At 46.4% G+C, this 17039-nt stretch carries 9 protein-coding genes; 2 read left to right on the top strand and 7 right to left on the bottom strand.

Features of this window, described 5'->3' with window-relative positions:
- Positions 1–826 precede the first annotated feature (826 nt).
- Entirely contained in the window at positions 827–1381 is a 555-nt protein-coding gene (locus AEA42_RS06875; RefSeq protein WP_055647313.1) for a hypothetical protein, read from the bottom strand.
- Between the two features lie 244 nt (positions 1382–1625).
- On the opposite strand from AEA42_RS06875, the gene AEA42_RS06870 reads away from it, so the two are divergent.
- On the top strand, positions 1626–3653 hold the full coding sequence (locus AEA42_RS06870; protein WP_055647312.1) for a S9 family peptidase: 2028 nt from the start codon (positions 1626–1628) through the stop codon (positions 3651–3653).
- A gap of 157 nt (positions 3654–3810) precedes the next feature.
- On the opposite strand, the gene AEA42_RS06865 is transcribed toward AEA42_RS06870, so the two are convergent.
- From AEA42_RS06865 to AEA42_RS23035, 4 genes are all read right to left on the bottom strand, one after another.
- Positions 3811–5289 (bottom strand): pitrilysin family protein, encoded by a 1479-nt coding sequence (locus tag AEA42_RS06865; protein WP_055647311.1) that lies wholly within the window; start codon positions 5287–5289, stop codon positions 3811–3813.
- Positions 5286–6617 carry a pitrilysin family protein gene (locus AEA42_RS06860; RefSeq protein ID WP_037423533.1) on the bottom strand — a complete coding sequence of 444 codons (1332 nt, stop codon included), beginning with the start codon at positions 6615–6617 and terminating at the stop codon, positions 5286–5288. Before AEA42_RS06860 ends, AEA42_RS06865 begins: the two co-directional genes overlap by 4 nt.
- A 136-nt stretch (positions 6618–6753) precedes the next feature.
- Complete coding sequence (locus AEA42_RS06855; protein WP_055647310.1) at positions 6754–8166, bottom strand: amidohydrolase; 1413 nt, start codon at positions 8164–8166, stop codon at positions 6754–6756.
- Between the two features lie 205 nt (positions 8167–8371).
- On the bottom strand, positions 8372–13267 hold the full coding sequence (locus AEA42_RS23035; RefSeq protein WP_055647309.1) for a S8 family serine peptidase: 4896 nt from the start codon (positions 13265–13267) through the stop codon (positions 8372–8374).
- Positions 13268–13547: 280 nt separating this feature from the next.
- Between AEA42_RS23035 and AEA42_RS06845 the strand changes: the two genes are divergently transcribed.
- Positions 13548–14438 carry a LysR family transcriptional regulator gene (locus AEA42_RS06845; protein ID WP_050991407.1) on the top strand — a complete coding sequence of 297 codons (891 nt, stop codon included), beginning with the start codon at positions 13548–13550 and terminating at the stop codon, positions 14436–14438.
- Between the two features lie 327 nt (positions 14439–14765).
- On the opposite strand, the gene AEA42_RS06840 is transcribed toward AEA42_RS06845, so the two are convergent.
- Positions 14766–15326, bottom strand: a complete 561-nt coding sequence (locus AEA42_RS06840; RefSeq protein ID WP_144345280.1) for a hypothetical protein — start codon at positions 15324–15326, stop codon at positions 14766–14768.
- A 601-nt stretch (positions 15327–15927) separates the two neighbouring features.
- Complete coding sequence (locus tag AEA42_RS06835; protein ID WP_055647308.1) at positions 15928–16905, bottom strand: hypothetical protein; 978 nt, start codon at positions 16903–16905, stop codon at positions 15928–15930.
- Positions 16906–17039 lie beyond the last annotated feature (134 nt).

The following is a 17039-nucleotide window of genomic DNA, read 5'->3' as shown; positions in this document are numbered from 1 at the left end:
ATCCTCGCGGATAAGCCCTTGCCATTCACTAGTAGTTAGCGTTTAATAACAGCATGTTATTGAACGGTGACCTTCCTACAGAGGACTTTCACCTCATTAGTTCATGCCCATGCTGGGCGTACACAAGGCCCGGCAGCACGCAGCCTTCGGCTGCTGGACTCGCTACGCTCGCCGCTGCGGGCGTCGTTAGCTTCTTAAAGGCAGGAATCATCAAAATCCAAGCTCAATCGTTCTGAAAAATCCGCTTTTAGCGTTCAAATTTCACAACTTGGCTTTCGAGTTTGTCGGATTCTCACTTGGTAGAATGTGTTGAATGTTCAGCAGTTTCAAAGTCGCTGAAAACCATCAAGCTTCGATGCTTCAATGTTGTTGGATGCTCCACATGGAAAGTTTGGTTTCACAAAGGCTGCATCAACGCTGAAAGTGTGCTTTCTTTGTCGCGGACTCTTAACCGTGGCCAAGTAAGCCTTGAACGTTTTGAGTTTTGGCAGCCACCTTCACAGCTTTTGGTGTTGGACGTGTGTTTGTTTGATGCTTTTGCGTAAAATGCATTTCAAGAGAAGTGGTTAAAAGTCATTTTGAAACAATAGGCTACGAAGCTAACAAACGCCTCAAGAGGGACTATCAACGCGTGGCGTTTCCAGTCCCATTGAGCCGCGGTGGTTGCAGTTGTTGTGTTTGGGTTTAGTGTTATGCGTTGCCAGCCCCTTAGGCGGGCGTTAAATCCTTAAAAAATTTTAATCCGAAACTGAAGAGTTAGAGCAACGGCTCTATCACGCTTCTGTCCCAAAGTGAGTTGCGTATTGTCGAGTATGAATAAGTCGGCTTAATTTAATGGTGCAAAAGGCGTCATTTCTATCCCACGAAAGAGCTGATAGCGGTCGATATCATCGTCTAAATATTGGATATTTTGCGTCCACTGCCATGCGCCTTGGGGCGATTTAGCTTCGAATAACAGTTGGATTAAGGCGGCGCGCGCATTAACGACTCCCTCGCCCAGCAGGGAATAATCACCATTTTGTTGATATAAACTAAAGAGTTGCTGCTTCTCCTGCGAGACACCGTCGTAGTAGGTTAACAGCACTTGCTCGCCTTGCTCCCGAAACCACCAGGTTTCGCTGTAGGGAGCGTGCGTACCGACACTTACGGAGAGGATCAACTGCCGCTGATCATGGGAACAAAATCCATTGACCGTCACTTGTCTAGGGGTGTCACTTGCCTTAGCGGCATTGCCCTGCCACTGCCCCACCATTTGCGGGCAAAAGGCTTTAAAACTGACCTTAGCGGCTTGCGCAGGAAAGATAGCCAAGCTGCCCAAGGCGAGTATCAATACATTTTTGATCAATAGCTTGCCCAGTTTTTGCGGGATGATTAACGCCATATTCAAGTCCTATTTCAATCTCCCAATACATTAGCGTTAAAACACCTTAGCCACAAATACGCCATAACACTTGCGCCATGCCCAACATACCTCGTCATCAAAATGCGGCCAGTGGTTACAGTTACTTACATAAAAGTCACTCTCGCCACCGATAGACTCAGTTTGATTTCATGCTCAGTTTCTATACTGTGATGTTTAACGGGACAAAATAACGATAACACTCTGAATGATAAGGAGACATCTAGTGAAGAAGGCAGGCATTTTACTGCTTAGCTTACTCATGCCTTTCAGCACGGCATTTGCAGAAGCAAGCAAACCACTCTCAGTCGAATTACTTTGGCAACTCAAACGCATAGGTAGCCCAGTGGTGTCATCCACGGGCGAGCATATTATTGCGCCTGTGACTGAGTACGACCTTAAGGAAGACAAAGGTTCAACCCAACTATGGCGCTTCGACGGTGAAGGTAAAAATAACCGTGCGATTACCGCCAAAGGCTTAAAAGTCAGCGAGCCGGTGTTTTCGCCAGATGGTAAAACCTTGGCTTTTATCAGCGAACGTAACGATGATGACGCGGGCCAAATTTACCTACTACCTATGGATGGTCCGGGAGAAGCCAGCAAGCTCACGGACATTCCCACCGGCGTCAATGGCATCAAGTGGGTTGGCAAGCATTTGTATTTTATTAGCAATATCTTTCCTGAACAGAATTGGGAGCAAATGAAGGCCCAGCTCAAGACAGATAAAGATAATAAAGTCTCCGCCCGCCAGTGGAATGCACTGCCCTATTCGCAGTTCGATCATTGGTTAGATGAGCGCCGTCAGGCCCATGTATTTAGGATCCCAGCCACAGGCGGCGCGGTTGAAGCCGTGACTCAGCCTTTAGGCCATGAACTGCCACGCTCAAGCCAAAGCAGTTCAAGCTATGATATCTCCCCCGATGAGAGCTTAATCGCCTTTAGCGCCTATGGTTCGGATAATCGGGTTGATCCTAAGTTAGATTTGTTCCTCGCCACTATAGGCGGCAGCAAGGCTGAAAACATCACTCCAGAAAACCCCGCGCCGGATCTCAATCCATCCTTTAGTCCTAACGGTAAAACCTTGGCCTTTACTCGCCAAAAAATTACCGGATTTTATGCCGATACCGCAAGGCTAATGCTGCTGGATGTAAGCAGTCGCAAACTCACCACGCTCACCGCGGATTGGGATCGCTCAGTGTCTGACTTCAACTGGACACCCGACAGCAAGGGGTTCTATGCCAGCATTGATGATGCCGCCACTAACCGTATTTACCATATCGATGCCAAGAGCGGTAAGGCCAAGGCCATCACCCAAGCTACCGACTTTAGCCAACCTGCTATCGCTAAAGATGGCCAGTTGATTGCGACCAATCAAAGCTTTTTGTATCCAGCGCGTTTAGTCAGCATCAATCCTCGCAATGGTAAAACCGAGCGTTTAGAACAGTTTAACGATGATATTTTAAAGGATGTCGATTTAGGCACCTATGAGTCGGTCACCTACAAAGGTTACCAAGGCCAAGACATTCAAATGTGGGTGCACTATCCTCCCGGGTTCGACCGCAGCAAAAAGTATCCGCTGTTTATGTTAATCCACGGCGGTCCGCACAACGCCATTAGCGATGGTTTCCACTACCGCTGGAATGCGCAAACCTTTGCCTCTTGGGGTTATGTTACCGCGTGGCCAAACTTCCATGGCTCTAGCGGCTTTGGACAAGAGTTTGCCGATGCCATTAACCCAGATTGGAAAAACAAATCCCTCGAAGACGTACTCAAAGCGGCAGACTGGTTTAAGCAACAAAGCTGGATCGATAGCGATCGTATGGTCGCCGGCGGCGCCAGTTATGGGGGCTACTTAACCTCGATTATTTTAGGCCAGCCACATCCCTTTAAAGCGCTGCTGATCCATGCCGCGGTATACGACATGTATTCACAAATGTCGGCGGACTTTGCCGTCCACAGCACCCGCTTTGGTAACTACTGGGATAATCCTGAGCTGTATAAAGCGATTTCACCCCATTACTTTGCCGCCAACTTTAACACCCCAACCTTAGTCAGCCATGGTCAGCTCGATTACCGTGTGCCTGTCGGCCAAGGTTTTGAGCTATTCCGTACTCTACAAACCCGTAATGTTGAATCGCGGATGATTTATTTCCCCGATGAAAACCATTGGATTATGAAGCCTAACAACTCCATCTATTGGTATAACCAAGTGAAAGATTGGATGGCTCACTACGCTAAGCCAGGTGCGCAATAACGCCTAGAACCTAGAACCTAGAACCTAGAACCTAGAACCTAGAACCTAGAACCTAGAACCTAGAACCTAGAACCTAGAACCTAGAACCTAGAACAGAAAAACAAAAGGTCTGCACTCTGCAGACCTTTTTATTGGGCAAAATAACTAACGCCAGTAGTTATTGACCAAAACCCACCGCATTAATATCGACGGTTTGTACTTGGCCATACTTGGCAGCTATCGGCGCAATCTTGCTGGCGTTGCCGATCAGCACAAACTGTAAGTCCTTTTGCGGGAAGTAAGTTTTCACTAACCTTTGAGTCTCTTCTAAGGTTAAACCGTCCACTTTAGCTTGGAACTCATTGATAAACTTATCATCGAAGCCGTACAGATACATGCCAGATAAGAGTCCTGCCAATTGGCCCGAGGTTTCGAACTTAGGCGGGAACTGACCTTTAACATAGGCTTTAGCCGAATCCAGAGTCGCTTGGTCGACGCCTTTTTCCCATAAACGAGCATAGGTTTTCAGGGCTAAATCAATCGCCTGTTGAGTGGTTTCCGTCTTAGTGAAGGTGCTAATGGTAAACACGCCCGAGTCGGTATAAGGACTAAAGCCGGAGCGCGCGCCATAGGTTAGCCCCGCATTCACCCGCAGCTCATCGTTCAGCCAAGAGGTAAAGCGACCACCTAAAATAGTATTCACTACCGTTAGCCCCACATAGTCAGGGTTATCACGGCTAATGCCTAAACCACCGATAACAAAGGTAGTTTCCATCGCATCTGGCTTATCCACCAGCAGCACTTTGGCCTCAGTTAACTTAGGTAAACCTTGGTTTAAGTCGGGCTGAACGAGTTTTTCGCTGCCTTTCCACTGGCCAAAAGTCTGGGTTAGCTTGGCCTTCATCGCCGCCACATCAAAATCCCCCACCACAGTTAATGCAGTATTGGTGGGCTGATAGTAGCTCTTATGGAAGGCGCGCAGCTGCGACACTGTGACTTGCTCAAGAGACTCGCGATTACCCGATGAGGCATTACCGTAAGGATGAGCACCGAACACCAGTTTATCGAAGTAGCGACCAATCACGGCGCGCGGGCTTTCTTTATCCTGCTGTAAACCCGCAATGGCGCGCTGTTTAAGCTTATCGAACTCGGCCGAATCAAAGTCGGGGCTTAATAACGCGGCGCTGAATAGGCCGAGCATCACATCGGTATCTTTCGCCATAAAATCGGCGGCCAGATAACTGCCTTCTTTATCGGCTTCTGCCCCTAAGCTAGCGCCGAGAAAATCCACTTGTTGCTCAATCTCGGCCTTGGATTTACCCGCCGCGCCAAGGAGTAAACCTTGAGCGGTCATTTGAGCGATACCTGCTGTGGTGTCGTTAACCGCCCCGGCACGCACGACCGCGTTTAGGGTGATTAACGGCACTTCGCGCTGTGGCATTAAATACACGGTAAGGCCGTTATCTAGCACTAACTTGTCGTAACTTGGCATGGCAAAGCTGCCGGTATCGACGCGTTTGGATGCAGTGGTGGAGGCGCAGCCGGATAAGGCTAAGCTAGTGCCTAGGGCCAATGCGACCACTAACTTCGTCGGTTGCCAAGATGATTTGACAAAGGATGATTTTACAAAGGAGAGTTTCATTGCTATCGATTTCATTGAGAGTTCTCCTCGTTTGCCGCCAATACCGCGACCGTGCGATTCGATTTGCGTAAATAGGTTTGGGCAACACGTTGGATATCCGCAGGCGTTACCTTGTTATAGGCCTCTGGCGCATTAAATAACTTGTCGTAACTGCCAAAATACATTTCATAGGTGCCGATAGTGTTGGCCTTACCATTAATGGTTTCCATCGCGCGGTAAAAATCCATCAACTTGATATTTTTAACTTTATCTAGCTCTTGCTGGCTAACGCCATGGGTCGCAATGGCATCGATTTGTTCAATCAGCGCCCGCTCTAGCGTCGATGCTTTCACCTCTGGCGTAGCTACACCCATGACGTAAAAGAGATTGGGATCGACCGACATCGGCATATAGGTTTGCGCTTCTAAGGCCACTTGTTTATCCACCAGCGCTTGATATAAACGCGAGCTATTGCCTTGGCTTAAAATCGAACTTAATAAATCCAGCGCATAAAAATCTGCGTGAGTCGCTGCCGGAATATGGTAAGCCAGCATCACATTAGGCGTACTGACCGAGGCTTTTTGAACAAAGGTACGGCGCTCACCCTTTTGCTCAGGCTCCACGGTACGCACGGCCTTTGGCGGTGTTTGCGCAGGAATAGGCGCAAAGTACTTGTCGGCCAAGGCTTTTACTTGGGCAAGCTTCACATCACCCGCAATCACCACGACCGCATTGTTTGGCGCGTAATAGGTCTTATGGTATTGCACTAAATCTTCCAGGGTCCAAGCGGCGATATCCGATTCATGACCAATCACAGACCAAGAATAGGGATGCGCTAAAAAGGCCACGCCTTTAACTTCGCCTTCAAGGGTATTCCAGTTAGAGTTTTCAAGCCCAGTTGAACGCTCCGACTGCACTACGCCACGTTCGCTTTCCACCATAGCGGGATTGATATCTAAGTTGGCGATACGGTCAGCCTCAAGGTCGAACATGGTTTCCAGCGCATTGGCTGGGAACCAGTCGGTATAAACCGTCATATCCTCTGTGGTGTAGGCATTGTTAGCCCCGCCCGCGGCTTCCATAGTGCGGTCGAACATCTTCGGGCCGTATTTTTTCGAGCCATTAAACATCATATGTTCGAAAAAGTGTGAAATACCGGTAATCCCCGGGACTTCGTTACGGGAACCGACTTTCCAAAATAGATACATGTTGGCATTGGGAATAGAAGAGTCCTCTAGCACCATGATTTTCATGCCGTTATCTAGCGTGAAACTCTTAATATCTTCTGCCGTGGTGGCCTGTGCTTGGCTTAGGGGATTAAAGAGTCCCATCGCCAATACCAGCGCCGATAGCGTGCGCTTCATCTTGTTCGCTCCTTGCTGTAAAAATTCACATAAGAGGGCATATTGATTAACAAATCAAGGGCGAAAAGATCTTCCCGCCCAATTTTTTGTAAGCTCAAGTTATACCGAAAAGCTGACGGAATAAGGCTTAAGCGGTTTATTGCGCCTTCAGTGCCGTAAGGGCAACCTTAGTCATGGCCTCAACACCAACTTTTAACGCGCTTTCATCCACATAAAATGCGGGCGAATGGTTACTGGCCGCCGTTTCAGGATCTGTTCCCTTTGGCGTTACCCCAAGGAAGAAAAACATCCCAGGAGACTCTAGGGCATAGAAGGAAAAGTCCTCGGCACCTGTGATTAATCCTGGCTCAATCAGCATCTTATCGCCGACCACGCTGGCAAGCACGGGGCGCATACTGGCGACCAATTCAGGATTGTTCACCACTACGGGATAACCTTGATGGATTTCGGTTGTCGCGGTGGCGCCTAAGGTTTTTGCCGATAATTCGGCGATTTCGGCCAAGCGCACCTTAATATCGGCACGCATAGGCTGGTCAAAGGTGCGGATGGTGCCAATCAACTCGACTTCATCAGGAATAATATTCGAGCGAATGCCGCCATTGACCGCGCCAAAACTCACCACGGCAGGCGCTTTGGTAATATCCACCTGACGACTGACAATAGTTTGCACATTGGTAATAATTTGCGCCGCGGCCACAATAGGGTCGACACCATTCCACGGACGCGAGCCATGGGTTTGGCGACCTTTCACTTTGATCGTAAAGGAATCTTCACTCGCCATTGCTGGGCCGCTGCGCACCCCAATCATGCCGCTTGGCATACTCGAGGTCACATGCATCCCAAACACTTGGTCGGGTTTACGCTTGGCAAACAGCCCTTGTTTGAGCATTAATTCCGCGCCGCCCTCTTCGCCATCGGGCGCACCTTCTTCAGCAGGCTGGAAGATAAACATCACATCGCCGGCAAGGCTATCCTTCACTTTCACTAAGTTCTCGGCCACGCCCATCAGCATGGCCACATGGGTATCGTGGCCGCAGGCATGCATCACCCCTACGGTTTGACCGCGATAGGTATCTGTCGCTTTAGAGGCAAAGGGCACATCGACGACTTCGGTCACGGGCAAGGCATCCATATCAGCGCGGATCGCAATCAAAGGGCCGGGCTTACCGCCCTTTAACTTTTCGCCTTTCAAGATAGCAACAACCCCGGTATGGGCGATGCCCGTTTGTACTTCTAATCCGAGGGATTTCAGATGCTTTTCGATAATTTTGCTGGTGCGAAACTCGCGATTAGATAGCTCTGGATGCTGGTGTAAATCTCGGCGCCAGTCGAGCACCTTTTGCTCCACACCCGCCGCCAGCTTAGCCGCATCGGGCTGCGCCGCATAGGCAGAACTTAACCCTGCCCCCAGCAAGCTCAAAGTTAGAGCAGAGGCGAGTAAGCTCTTGGTGAATCTTGATGTACTCACACCGAATGAACTCACATAAGGTGCAAAGGATGTGGCGACAGAAGATGTTGATAAAGCGCGCGATACCGAGGATACAGTCATAGCGATAACCTATTGTTGTTTTTATAAGCTATCTAAACTACACGCACATCACAGAATTGTTAATAGATTTAATAGCAAGGCTTGTAACGAAGAATTAATGTGGGATAAACACATCATTTATGGCCGATGACAATCCACACTTGGACGCATAAAAAAGGGCCTCCGTTAGAAGGCCCAAAGACAAGGTACTACTTAAAGGTGAAGTTTACTTATTAACATTCCATTTTTGACGTGATGCGGCCATCAAGCCAAGCATCAGGATGGCAAGCCAACCCAAGCTACCGCCATCGCTCTCTTTAGTCTCTTCAACAGGTGGTGTTGGAGGTGTTGGTGGCGTAGGTTCTACACCATCAGAGTTCACGACTAAGTTAAAGCTCGTTTGCACCATGTCATTTTGATAAACCTTATCAAAGGCTTTCACTGTGACAGTGGTTGTACCGTGCCAATCTTTTTCGGGAGTGATGGTGACTTGGTTACCATTAACAACTGAGGTGATATGCGCGCCTGTGACTTGGATACCATTAGCGGTATTTTCTTTGTCTTGCACTAGCACCTCAAAACTGATGCTGGTGTTTTCAGCAACAGACATATTGCCGAGTGCACCTATCGCAAGGTTTGAAGGTACTTTGAGGCTTCCGCTAGAGGTCACACTATTGCTGCCGGTGTAATCACTTTTAGCAATAATCTGCAGATCTTGACCTACCGCTTTGGCGCCAACACGAGCCGAGAATGATAGTTCGATTGCTGTCGCTTCAGGCCCTGTGTAGTTAGCACAGACCACTAAGCCTTCTGCAATTTTCTTATCCAGATCGTTAAAGGCAAAGCCATCACCGATATAACCATACGCAGGGCCAAAGGTGCCACGTGGTCCATAGTAACCATGTAAACCAATTGAGCCTAAATGCGCTTTGTTACCGGTTAATTTGTCATAGGCAAAAATAAACTCATGTTCACCAGGGGCAAAATTAAGCTGAGTTGAGGCTAATAGCTCAAAACTGTAACGGGCATCGTAATCAGGATCATGGTTAATACCAAAGGCAAAATCCTGACGCATATTGTCCCATTCAACAATCAGATAACGTCGGTCATTGGTAACAGCAAGCGATACGCCGTCCATGCTTTCGGTATCCAAATTATATTCTGGGATGGTAACACCATCTCCACGCCATAACGGAGCAATCACAGTATCGGGGAAATATTGCTCTTCCATTGGATAGTGAGCAGCCCAGAACAGTGGTAGTTGATCGAGCTGAATAAATCCACCAGGAGAAATACTTAAGGTATCTTTGTGTGAATACTCTTCTGGATTGTTATACAGCGGGATACGATCAATACCAAATGCGCTTAATGGCACAGTTACCGTATCATTCACCCGACCAGCAATTGCCGCTTCAGACGCGATTCCAGCCTCGGTAAATAAATCCAAATAATAAGGATTTGAACCGATTGGAATTCGGCAGCTCTCATCGGTATCGCTCGTGGTGAAGAGATATTGACGTTTTTGCGCATTGCTCGCCTGTTGCATCGCTTTCAGGGTGATTTGCTGTGCAGCAACAGTCAGGCCGGCTTTAAGATCTTGGTTATTGCTGTTCGCTTTTAGCGTGTTAGGCAATAATTGCAAACCTTCGGGCAGTGTTAAGGCAATATTCACATCGCGCTCTAATCCGAGTAGGTTTGGTGCCATCAGCATCTTAACCTCAACAACATCGCCTTCTTTGGCTTGTTGTTGGCTGGTTGTGATACTGACATCATTGCCCTCATGCACTAAATGCACGGCCATTTTGCCAATGTTGCCAACGTTTTGCGCACCATTACCGACTTCAACCAAGCCGTATAAGCGATCACCCGCTTTACTGCCTGTGACAGACCAGTTCATTTGCAATTGGTAAGGATCGATACCATTGGTACTTGCTGGCCCTGTTACATTCAGTTGCTTAGTATCAGTGTCGGAGATGATCGCCAGACTCGCTTTAATGCTGTCTTTGGTATCAATCTCGTCTCCCCATGGGCGCTTAAAGTTACCTAACATCACCCAGTAACGGCCTGGCGTTGGATCATTGATCGCGCAATAGTCGGTAACATCGGTATAGGAGTAACAAATCGCCTCGTCATACCATTCCACTTTGCCGTTATTATTGAGATCCATACCAATATCTAACGACGTCGATGCTGATTTATCAGCTGATACCTCTTCCCACACAATGCGGCGAGTACCTTCTGGTACGTCAAAGAAATGCACCGAAACACCCGGATTATTTTCCAATGTTTCAGGCTTTGTAAAGTCAACATAGGCGGCATTAAGTTTGTGCTCTGTGACTGTACCTGCGGTTAAGCCACTCACTTTGACATTCAGCGCGCTGATTTCTTTGGTCATCAACTCTGGTGTCAACATAGTGCCAGTATCGCGGTGGATTTTTCCTGCGACAATTTCAGGCAAGCTAGAGCCAGTAAAACGTGCCATTACGGGCAAGTATTGATCTGGCAAACTGGCATCCGTCGGTTTCAGGTCAATTTTACCAAACACTTCGTTTGAGGAAGAGTTAGCGTTGACAGAGGTTACATCGAGGATTTTCGCCGTTACCATAATACTTTGCTGCTCACCCGCTTTTAACTTAATCGTTTGCGGATAAACACTTAGCTCAAGGAAAGGCGCGCCTTCTGTGGTGATTTCCGTCGCACTCACGTTCCACTCGCCATCAGTCGTAGCAGTAAAGGTACGCATCCAAGTGCAGCTACTTTTACATTCCGCATTGACTAAGTAAGGCACGTTTAACGCGGTTACATCACCGCCTTCCATCGGGTTAGCTGCGCGATAATTGTCACCGTTTTCATCCATCACCAGACCCGCTTTTACCGCTCTGGCAACGTTAATCACTCCGCTACCCATATCGTAGAAAGTTGCATCCACTAATTTTGGCGGATTATCGTAGGTTGGAGCTTTACCTAACACGGCGGTGGTCATCAGTGCCGACTGAATCATCGCAGGTGTCCATTGTGGGTGCGCTTGGGTTAATAACGCCAAAGCGCCCGCCACATGTGGACCAGACATGGAAGTACCACTAATGGCTACATAATCACTCGGAGAGGGATACAAGCTAAAAGGCATTTCGTCAGAATAAGCAGCAAATACGTCAACCCCAGGTGCCGATACGTTGGGCACCATTACATTGGGGTTAGTGCTACTTGGACCACGGGAGGAGAAATCAGCTAACACATCGGCTTCACGCTCAGTGGTGATAATCTTACCCGCGGTGATAGTGACTTTAGGCTCTGTAGCGCTAGCAACCCATTCCACTAGCTGATTGCCTGATGCCGCATCGATATGCATTCCAGGGATAGGGAAAGGGTTTAAATTTAGGCTATTAGCGCCAGTACCATCATCAAATGAAATGGCGTTATACAGGATCACGCCACCCGCGCCACCCGCTGCAACGTTAATCCCTTTTTGTACTCGGCCATTTTCTCCACGCTTACATAACACGATATCATCGCTATTGAATGTGCCAGCTGGGAAAGGAGCCAAGCACAGTGGATCACTATAGGTTGCGGCATCAACTAAACGGCCAGTGATATCTCCCGTTACGGCATAACCTGCCATTTTATTAGGTGCGTTTTCACCTGCAAAAGTGAGCGAGCCTTCAACAGGTTCAATTTGGCGACCATGGGTACTGGCAGCAACGGATGTTAACCAAGGCGAGACATGGTCGATATAGCCTGGGCCATAGCGTCCCCAGTTACCCGCCGAAGCGGCAACAGAGATCCCCGATTCACGCGCAGCTAAAAACGCCATTTCAACGGCATCGTACCAAGGCAGACTTTCAAGTCCACCGATAGAGAAGTTAATTACATCGACGCCGTCGATAATGGCATCTTCAATAGCAGCGACTAATGCATCGCCAGGACAACCACCGTAGTTTTCGCCATACGAACCACCACCGGGATAACACACTTGGTAGGCAATAATGTTGGCTCTTGGGGCAACGCCTGAAATTTCGGGGAAGACTAAAGAGGTATCAAAACCATCTGATTTTTCATCCGTTCCACTCAGTTTAAAGGGCACATTGTAGAGCACGTTACCCGCAACGGTACTGGCAGTATGTGAACCATGGCCGTTGTAATCTTCACCATTGGGTGGGCGTTTATAATCCACTTCCCACGGTGGCAGATCGGGTTGGAAAATCGGATCTTTATAGGTATCGGTAATCATATCGTAGGAACGAACACCGATAAGCTTACTGTTACACATCAAAGGATATTCTTGGCAGTCGCCCAGATAATTGCCTTCGCCTAATGGGTTGACGTGCTTATAACCGTCTGCCGAAACTGCGGCAAAAGACGGGTGATCTGAGTTAATCCCAGTGTCGATAATACCGGCAATAATGCCCTCACCACGCATCGCAACGCCGTCGGGAGTGCTCGTGCCCTGCCAAATCATATCAGCGCCAATATGCTTAGGGCCGACATCGGTGAATAATTGATATTCCTTCGCTCGAGTCACCGCTTTAACATTGGGCAGCTTAGCCACTTCAGCGGCTTGCTCCTGAGTTAACACCATGGTCATACCGTTTAGTGCCACATTAAAGCGACGCTTTATTTCAGCATCTGGTGCAACACGCTTGATTTGGCTAGCGGTTTCATCCTGAGAGCGCGTTAAAAAAGCTTGGTAGTTTTTAACGGTTTTGCTCTTTAAATCGATTGTCCCAAAACGCTCATTAGAACGTATTGCGGGCTGATTGCTACGAGGCGACGTGGCGGCAAACTCAGGTCTATCACCCTGATAAAGTGAAACAGGAGCATCCATTAATTGAATAATATAGGTATGCGTTCCATCAATGTCCTTTTCCCATGCAAATGGCGCCTTATGGCTACTCCCATTTACAGCGCGATGGACGTTCATACCAATTTGACCCGGTCTATTAGCGCGATTCAAAGCCGGATGGGTTGGTTTATTTTTATTGGCTAATATTTGTTCGGGTGCCAGCTTAATACCAATAAGTTTTTGCTCGGCTTGGTTCCTATCTAAAGGATTGGCAACTAACGTCCCTATTCCGGTCGCATATAGCGCCGCAAAGGTCATTATGCTGATCTTCTTCAATTTCATTACTCATTCCTTGTTAGATTTATGTTGCAAATTTGTTATTTGCGGAATGAATAGTTACCGTCAGCAATACTTTAAAGCCAATGCATTTTACGTATCAGTTGATGACAAAAAACTATACGAGAACAGAGCCAAATAATTAAAAAATCAAAACAAACACTTACTCATAATTGTTAATTATTCATATGAAGATAAAGATACAAATTGTCACCAACGTCTACTTGTCGATACTGAGCCACAAGGGTATGTTGCACACATGTTGTAATTACTTGACAAATAACTTGTGATTGAGTTTAAGCATCTTAAAAATTTCCAGATTTTAGCCAAAGAACGTAATTTTCAAAAAGCTGCCCAAAAATTAAATCTTGCTCAACCTTCATTAAGCCGAAGCATTCAACGACTCGAACATATACTGGGTACAGAACTGTTGCTGAGGGGGAATCAATCAACTTCTTTAACCCCTGCTGGGGAGCTCGTTCTCAGCCATAGTCAGCATATTTTGCAAAACGTCGAAGCCCTTCGAAAAGAATTACACTATATGCAGGGTAAGAGCAGTGGTTATTTATCTATAGGTGCAAGCCCTGTACCGGCAAATACCATTCTAGGGCCGATTCTCGGACGTTTTTTTGAGCAATACCCAGACATTCATATCGATCTCGAAGTTGGTACCTGGCAACAACAACTGGAAAAATTGCTACGCGGAGAGCTCACACTATTAATTACTGATGTTGAAGGTGAGATTATTGGCCACGAAAGCTCGATACAATCCTTTAATTTACCTTCTTTTGAAGCGGTTTTTTGTACCAGAGCTGGACATCCGTTGACGTATTTAGATCGTTTAACCCTAGAAGATATTCGTAAATATCCACTCGCCATACCCAAAAACTTACCTTATGGCGTCAGTGAACAATTTGGCGATCTGTTTAATAAATATCGCAATGACTTTTCGGGATTATTACATTACGATTCTTTCCCACCGATAAAAGGCGCCCTATTACACTCTCAAATTGTCGCATTAACACCACAAATCACCTTATTTGATGATGATATTAAACATGCGGTACGAGTAATAACCCCCATCGATATGCCTAAACTAAACGTATTTTTTAGTGTGGTAATGCTTAAAAACCAAATCAGTGCTCCCGCAAAACGCCTTTTAAGTTTGCTACTTTAAGTGATGTTTGGATTTACTACGGAAGATACAGCGCCACTGACATTAAAATGAGTATTAAAAACAAGATAACACTCGATTAAGCTATAGATAATTTTTAGCCATTCATTCTGTCAAATATAGTTTATTAACCTTGGCATTTATTACGAATGCAGAATTAGTTACGCTCAGTTAAATGATCAGACAACGAGGAATAGATATCCTTACCGGACAAGATTTTGGACAAAAGCGTGATAGACCCCTTGCTCTAACTCGTCAGTTTCGGATTAAAATTTCTATGGAGATAACTTCTAATTGCGGGCCGCGTAGCTGTCCCACAATAATTATTTGTTAGGTTTGTAATTGTTTGAGCATATTTAAAGTTGACTCACTAAATATGCCATCTTCAAGTTGCGTTGTTGTTAGACTGAAATATCGCAACACATCGTAATATGTTTCTCTAATTTGATGAATCAATTCTTTTAATTCATCAGGTGTTATTGCATTGCTTTTGAACACAGAATTCTCGGAGTGCGACAAATCAGAATGAGCAATCGTTTTACTACGAATATCTAATATTTTTTTGACTAGATTGGCGTGAGGTTTCAACTGGGCTTCAATAGTTTTAACTAATTCAGCGTGACCAAATAATCTTAAATTTTCTTTGAGAGAAGCGATACTTGATGAACGTGAATCAGAATCAAATACTCTTCCAAAAGCTAAATACATTGTTATTCCATGGGCTTCATATGATGCATGTAAAAAGTGATTAAATCGTTGTGATGCAAACTGATCTTTAAACTGTATCCTATTCTGAGAATACCCAAGTTCCCACCATATTTCATAGTGACGCATAGATTCATCTATAGATATTTTTAGATCATTAAGTATTTTTAAAGTTTGATTATTCATGGCATCAAAAAACCTAACGCCCGCATTTGCGGCTGGTTTGGAGCGCAGCGGAAAGCCAGTCCGACAACATGCGCTTGTGTACGCCCAGCATGGGCATGAACTAATGAGGTGAAAGTCCTCTGTAGGAAGGTCACCGTTCAATAACATCCTGTTATTAAACGTTAACTACTAGCGAATGGCAAGGGCTTATCCGCGAGGATTGGTTTGAAGGAAGCCGCTAGCAAATTTGCGAGCTGATGAACAAGAACATCATATGAGGCGTAGGCTAGAGGTGAGTTGGCACAAGACGACGAAACCACGTGATCTAATGGCCACCGTAAATGATGCAGCAGTGCAAAGAAAGTTCATGTTCTTATCTGGGGAGATCCAATAAATCTAGCCACCCAATATAAATCAACAACATAATGTACTTTACGTTTGTCTACAACTTGTAAGATCTAAAAATTGCCTAAATGAGAGTGCAAAAGTCACAGGGGCAGTATCTGAGGCAATAAATTGAGTTAATTCTTTCAAAAATAGAGTGTTTTAGACGAGGTAAGTTATCCCATCGTGTTTTTGGGATGCAAGGTAAGCATTGCTTTCGAAGTAATATAAGCAGTTATCAGTTACTGTGAAAATGCTGACAACTTGCAGCAAAGTGCCGTCGTCGCTTTTCGAGATGTTCGCAGTAATCGGTCAGTTCTTGCAAGGTTCCCACAGGACCGTAAAATAGCTTGCCAAACTCGGTTGTCAGCTTAAGCCAATTATCATGGGGGATATTTAATCTGTTCAGTATCTTACCGCTACTTTCACTGATGCTTCCACGTTTATCGTTGCGAATAATTCGGCCTGTATCATCCACCAATTGAAGGTAATCGGTTAAGGAAAACGCAATGCCATTGGGTTGGTTGTCGCACTCGTTACCAATAAATGGCAGGAGATTGCTCGGCTGCTCACCTTTTAATGCGGCCCGAATACGTAGTTGGATACTGGTATGGTCGGATTGTTCTAGTGTATCAGCAAGTTGCGCTCGAATCGGATTCAAATCAACATAGGCCATACAGGCTAATACCGCAGCTTCATCGAGTAGGGCTTGCGATTTAAAACGACCTTCCCAGAAACGACCTGTACAGTTATCCTCTTGATTTGCTTGTCTTGCAATTGGTTCGTTGAGGCAGCGCATAAACCATGAAATATCACACAAACGACTACGATAAAGGGCGATTGAATGCTTTAATCTGCTCACCTCATGCGCTTCAACCAACTCACCTTTTGCGAACTTTTGCGTTAACGCATCGCCTTTAAACAACTTATGCCACTGCTCAAGCACTTCGCGGTCAGTCCAGTGATTTGCCGTCTCGATATCGACTCGTAGCACCAGATGCAGATGATTCGACATCACCGCAAAGGCCGCCACATCAATAGCAAAAACGGCTTCAAGTTCAAACAGTAGCGATTCTACCCAAGCGCGGCGATGGTCATAGTTTTTACCCGAGTAACTATCATCGCCACATAAAAAAGCCCGCCGAACAACTCGGCTACAGCAATGGTAATAAGGCGTGTCTTCAAGGCTTATCTGGGTTCTACGAGGGCGCGGCATACAAACCTCCTTGTTTAATGCTTAACCAAAGCATAGTCGGAGATTAACTACCGCGCGATTCGCGCGATTAAGGTTGGGTGTCCGATTGTCTGTGCCACTACCATCAGCCAAGCTGGGCTTATCAATATTGATTT

This window comes from Shewanella sp. Sh95 (assembly GCF_001308045.1).
GTDB lineage: Bacteria > Pseudomonadota > Gammaproteobacteria > Enterobacterales > Shewanellaceae > Shewanella > Shewanella xiamenensis.
Note: the sequence above shows the minus strand (reverse complement) of the source record. Positions and strands in the feature narration are given on the sequence as shown.

Excerpts from the sequence above, each read along its gene's own strand:
- AEA42_RS06875 (WP_055647313.1), bottom strand. The coding sequence starts at position 1,381 with ATGGCGTTAATCATCCCGCAAAAACTGGGCAAGCTATTGATCAAAAAT.
- AEA42_RS06865 (WP_055647311.1), bottom strand. The coding sequence starts at position 5,289 with ATGAAATCGATAGCAATGAAACTCTCCTTTGTAAAATCATCCTTTGTC.
- AEA42_RS06860 (WP_037423533.1), bottom strand. The coding sequence starts at position 6,617 with ATGAAGCGCACGCTATCGGCGCTGGTATTGGCGATGGGACTCTTTAAT.
- AEA42_RS06855 (WP_055647310.1), bottom strand. The coding sequence starts at position 8,166 with ATGACTGTATCCTCGGTATCGCGCGCTTTATCAACATCTTCTGTCGCC.
- AEA42_RS23035 (WP_055647309.1), bottom strand. The coding sequence starts at position 13,267 with ATGAAATTGAAGAAGATCAGCATAATGACCTTTGCGGCGCTATATGCG.
- AEA42_RS06840 (WP_144345280.1), bottom strand. The coding sequence starts at position 15,326 with ATGAATAATCAAACTTTAAAAATACTTAATGATCTAAAAATATCTATA.
- AEA42_RS06835 (WP_055647308.1), bottom strand. The coding sequence starts at position 16,905 with ATGCCGCGCCCTCGTAGAACCCAGATAAGCCTTGAAGACACGCCTTAT.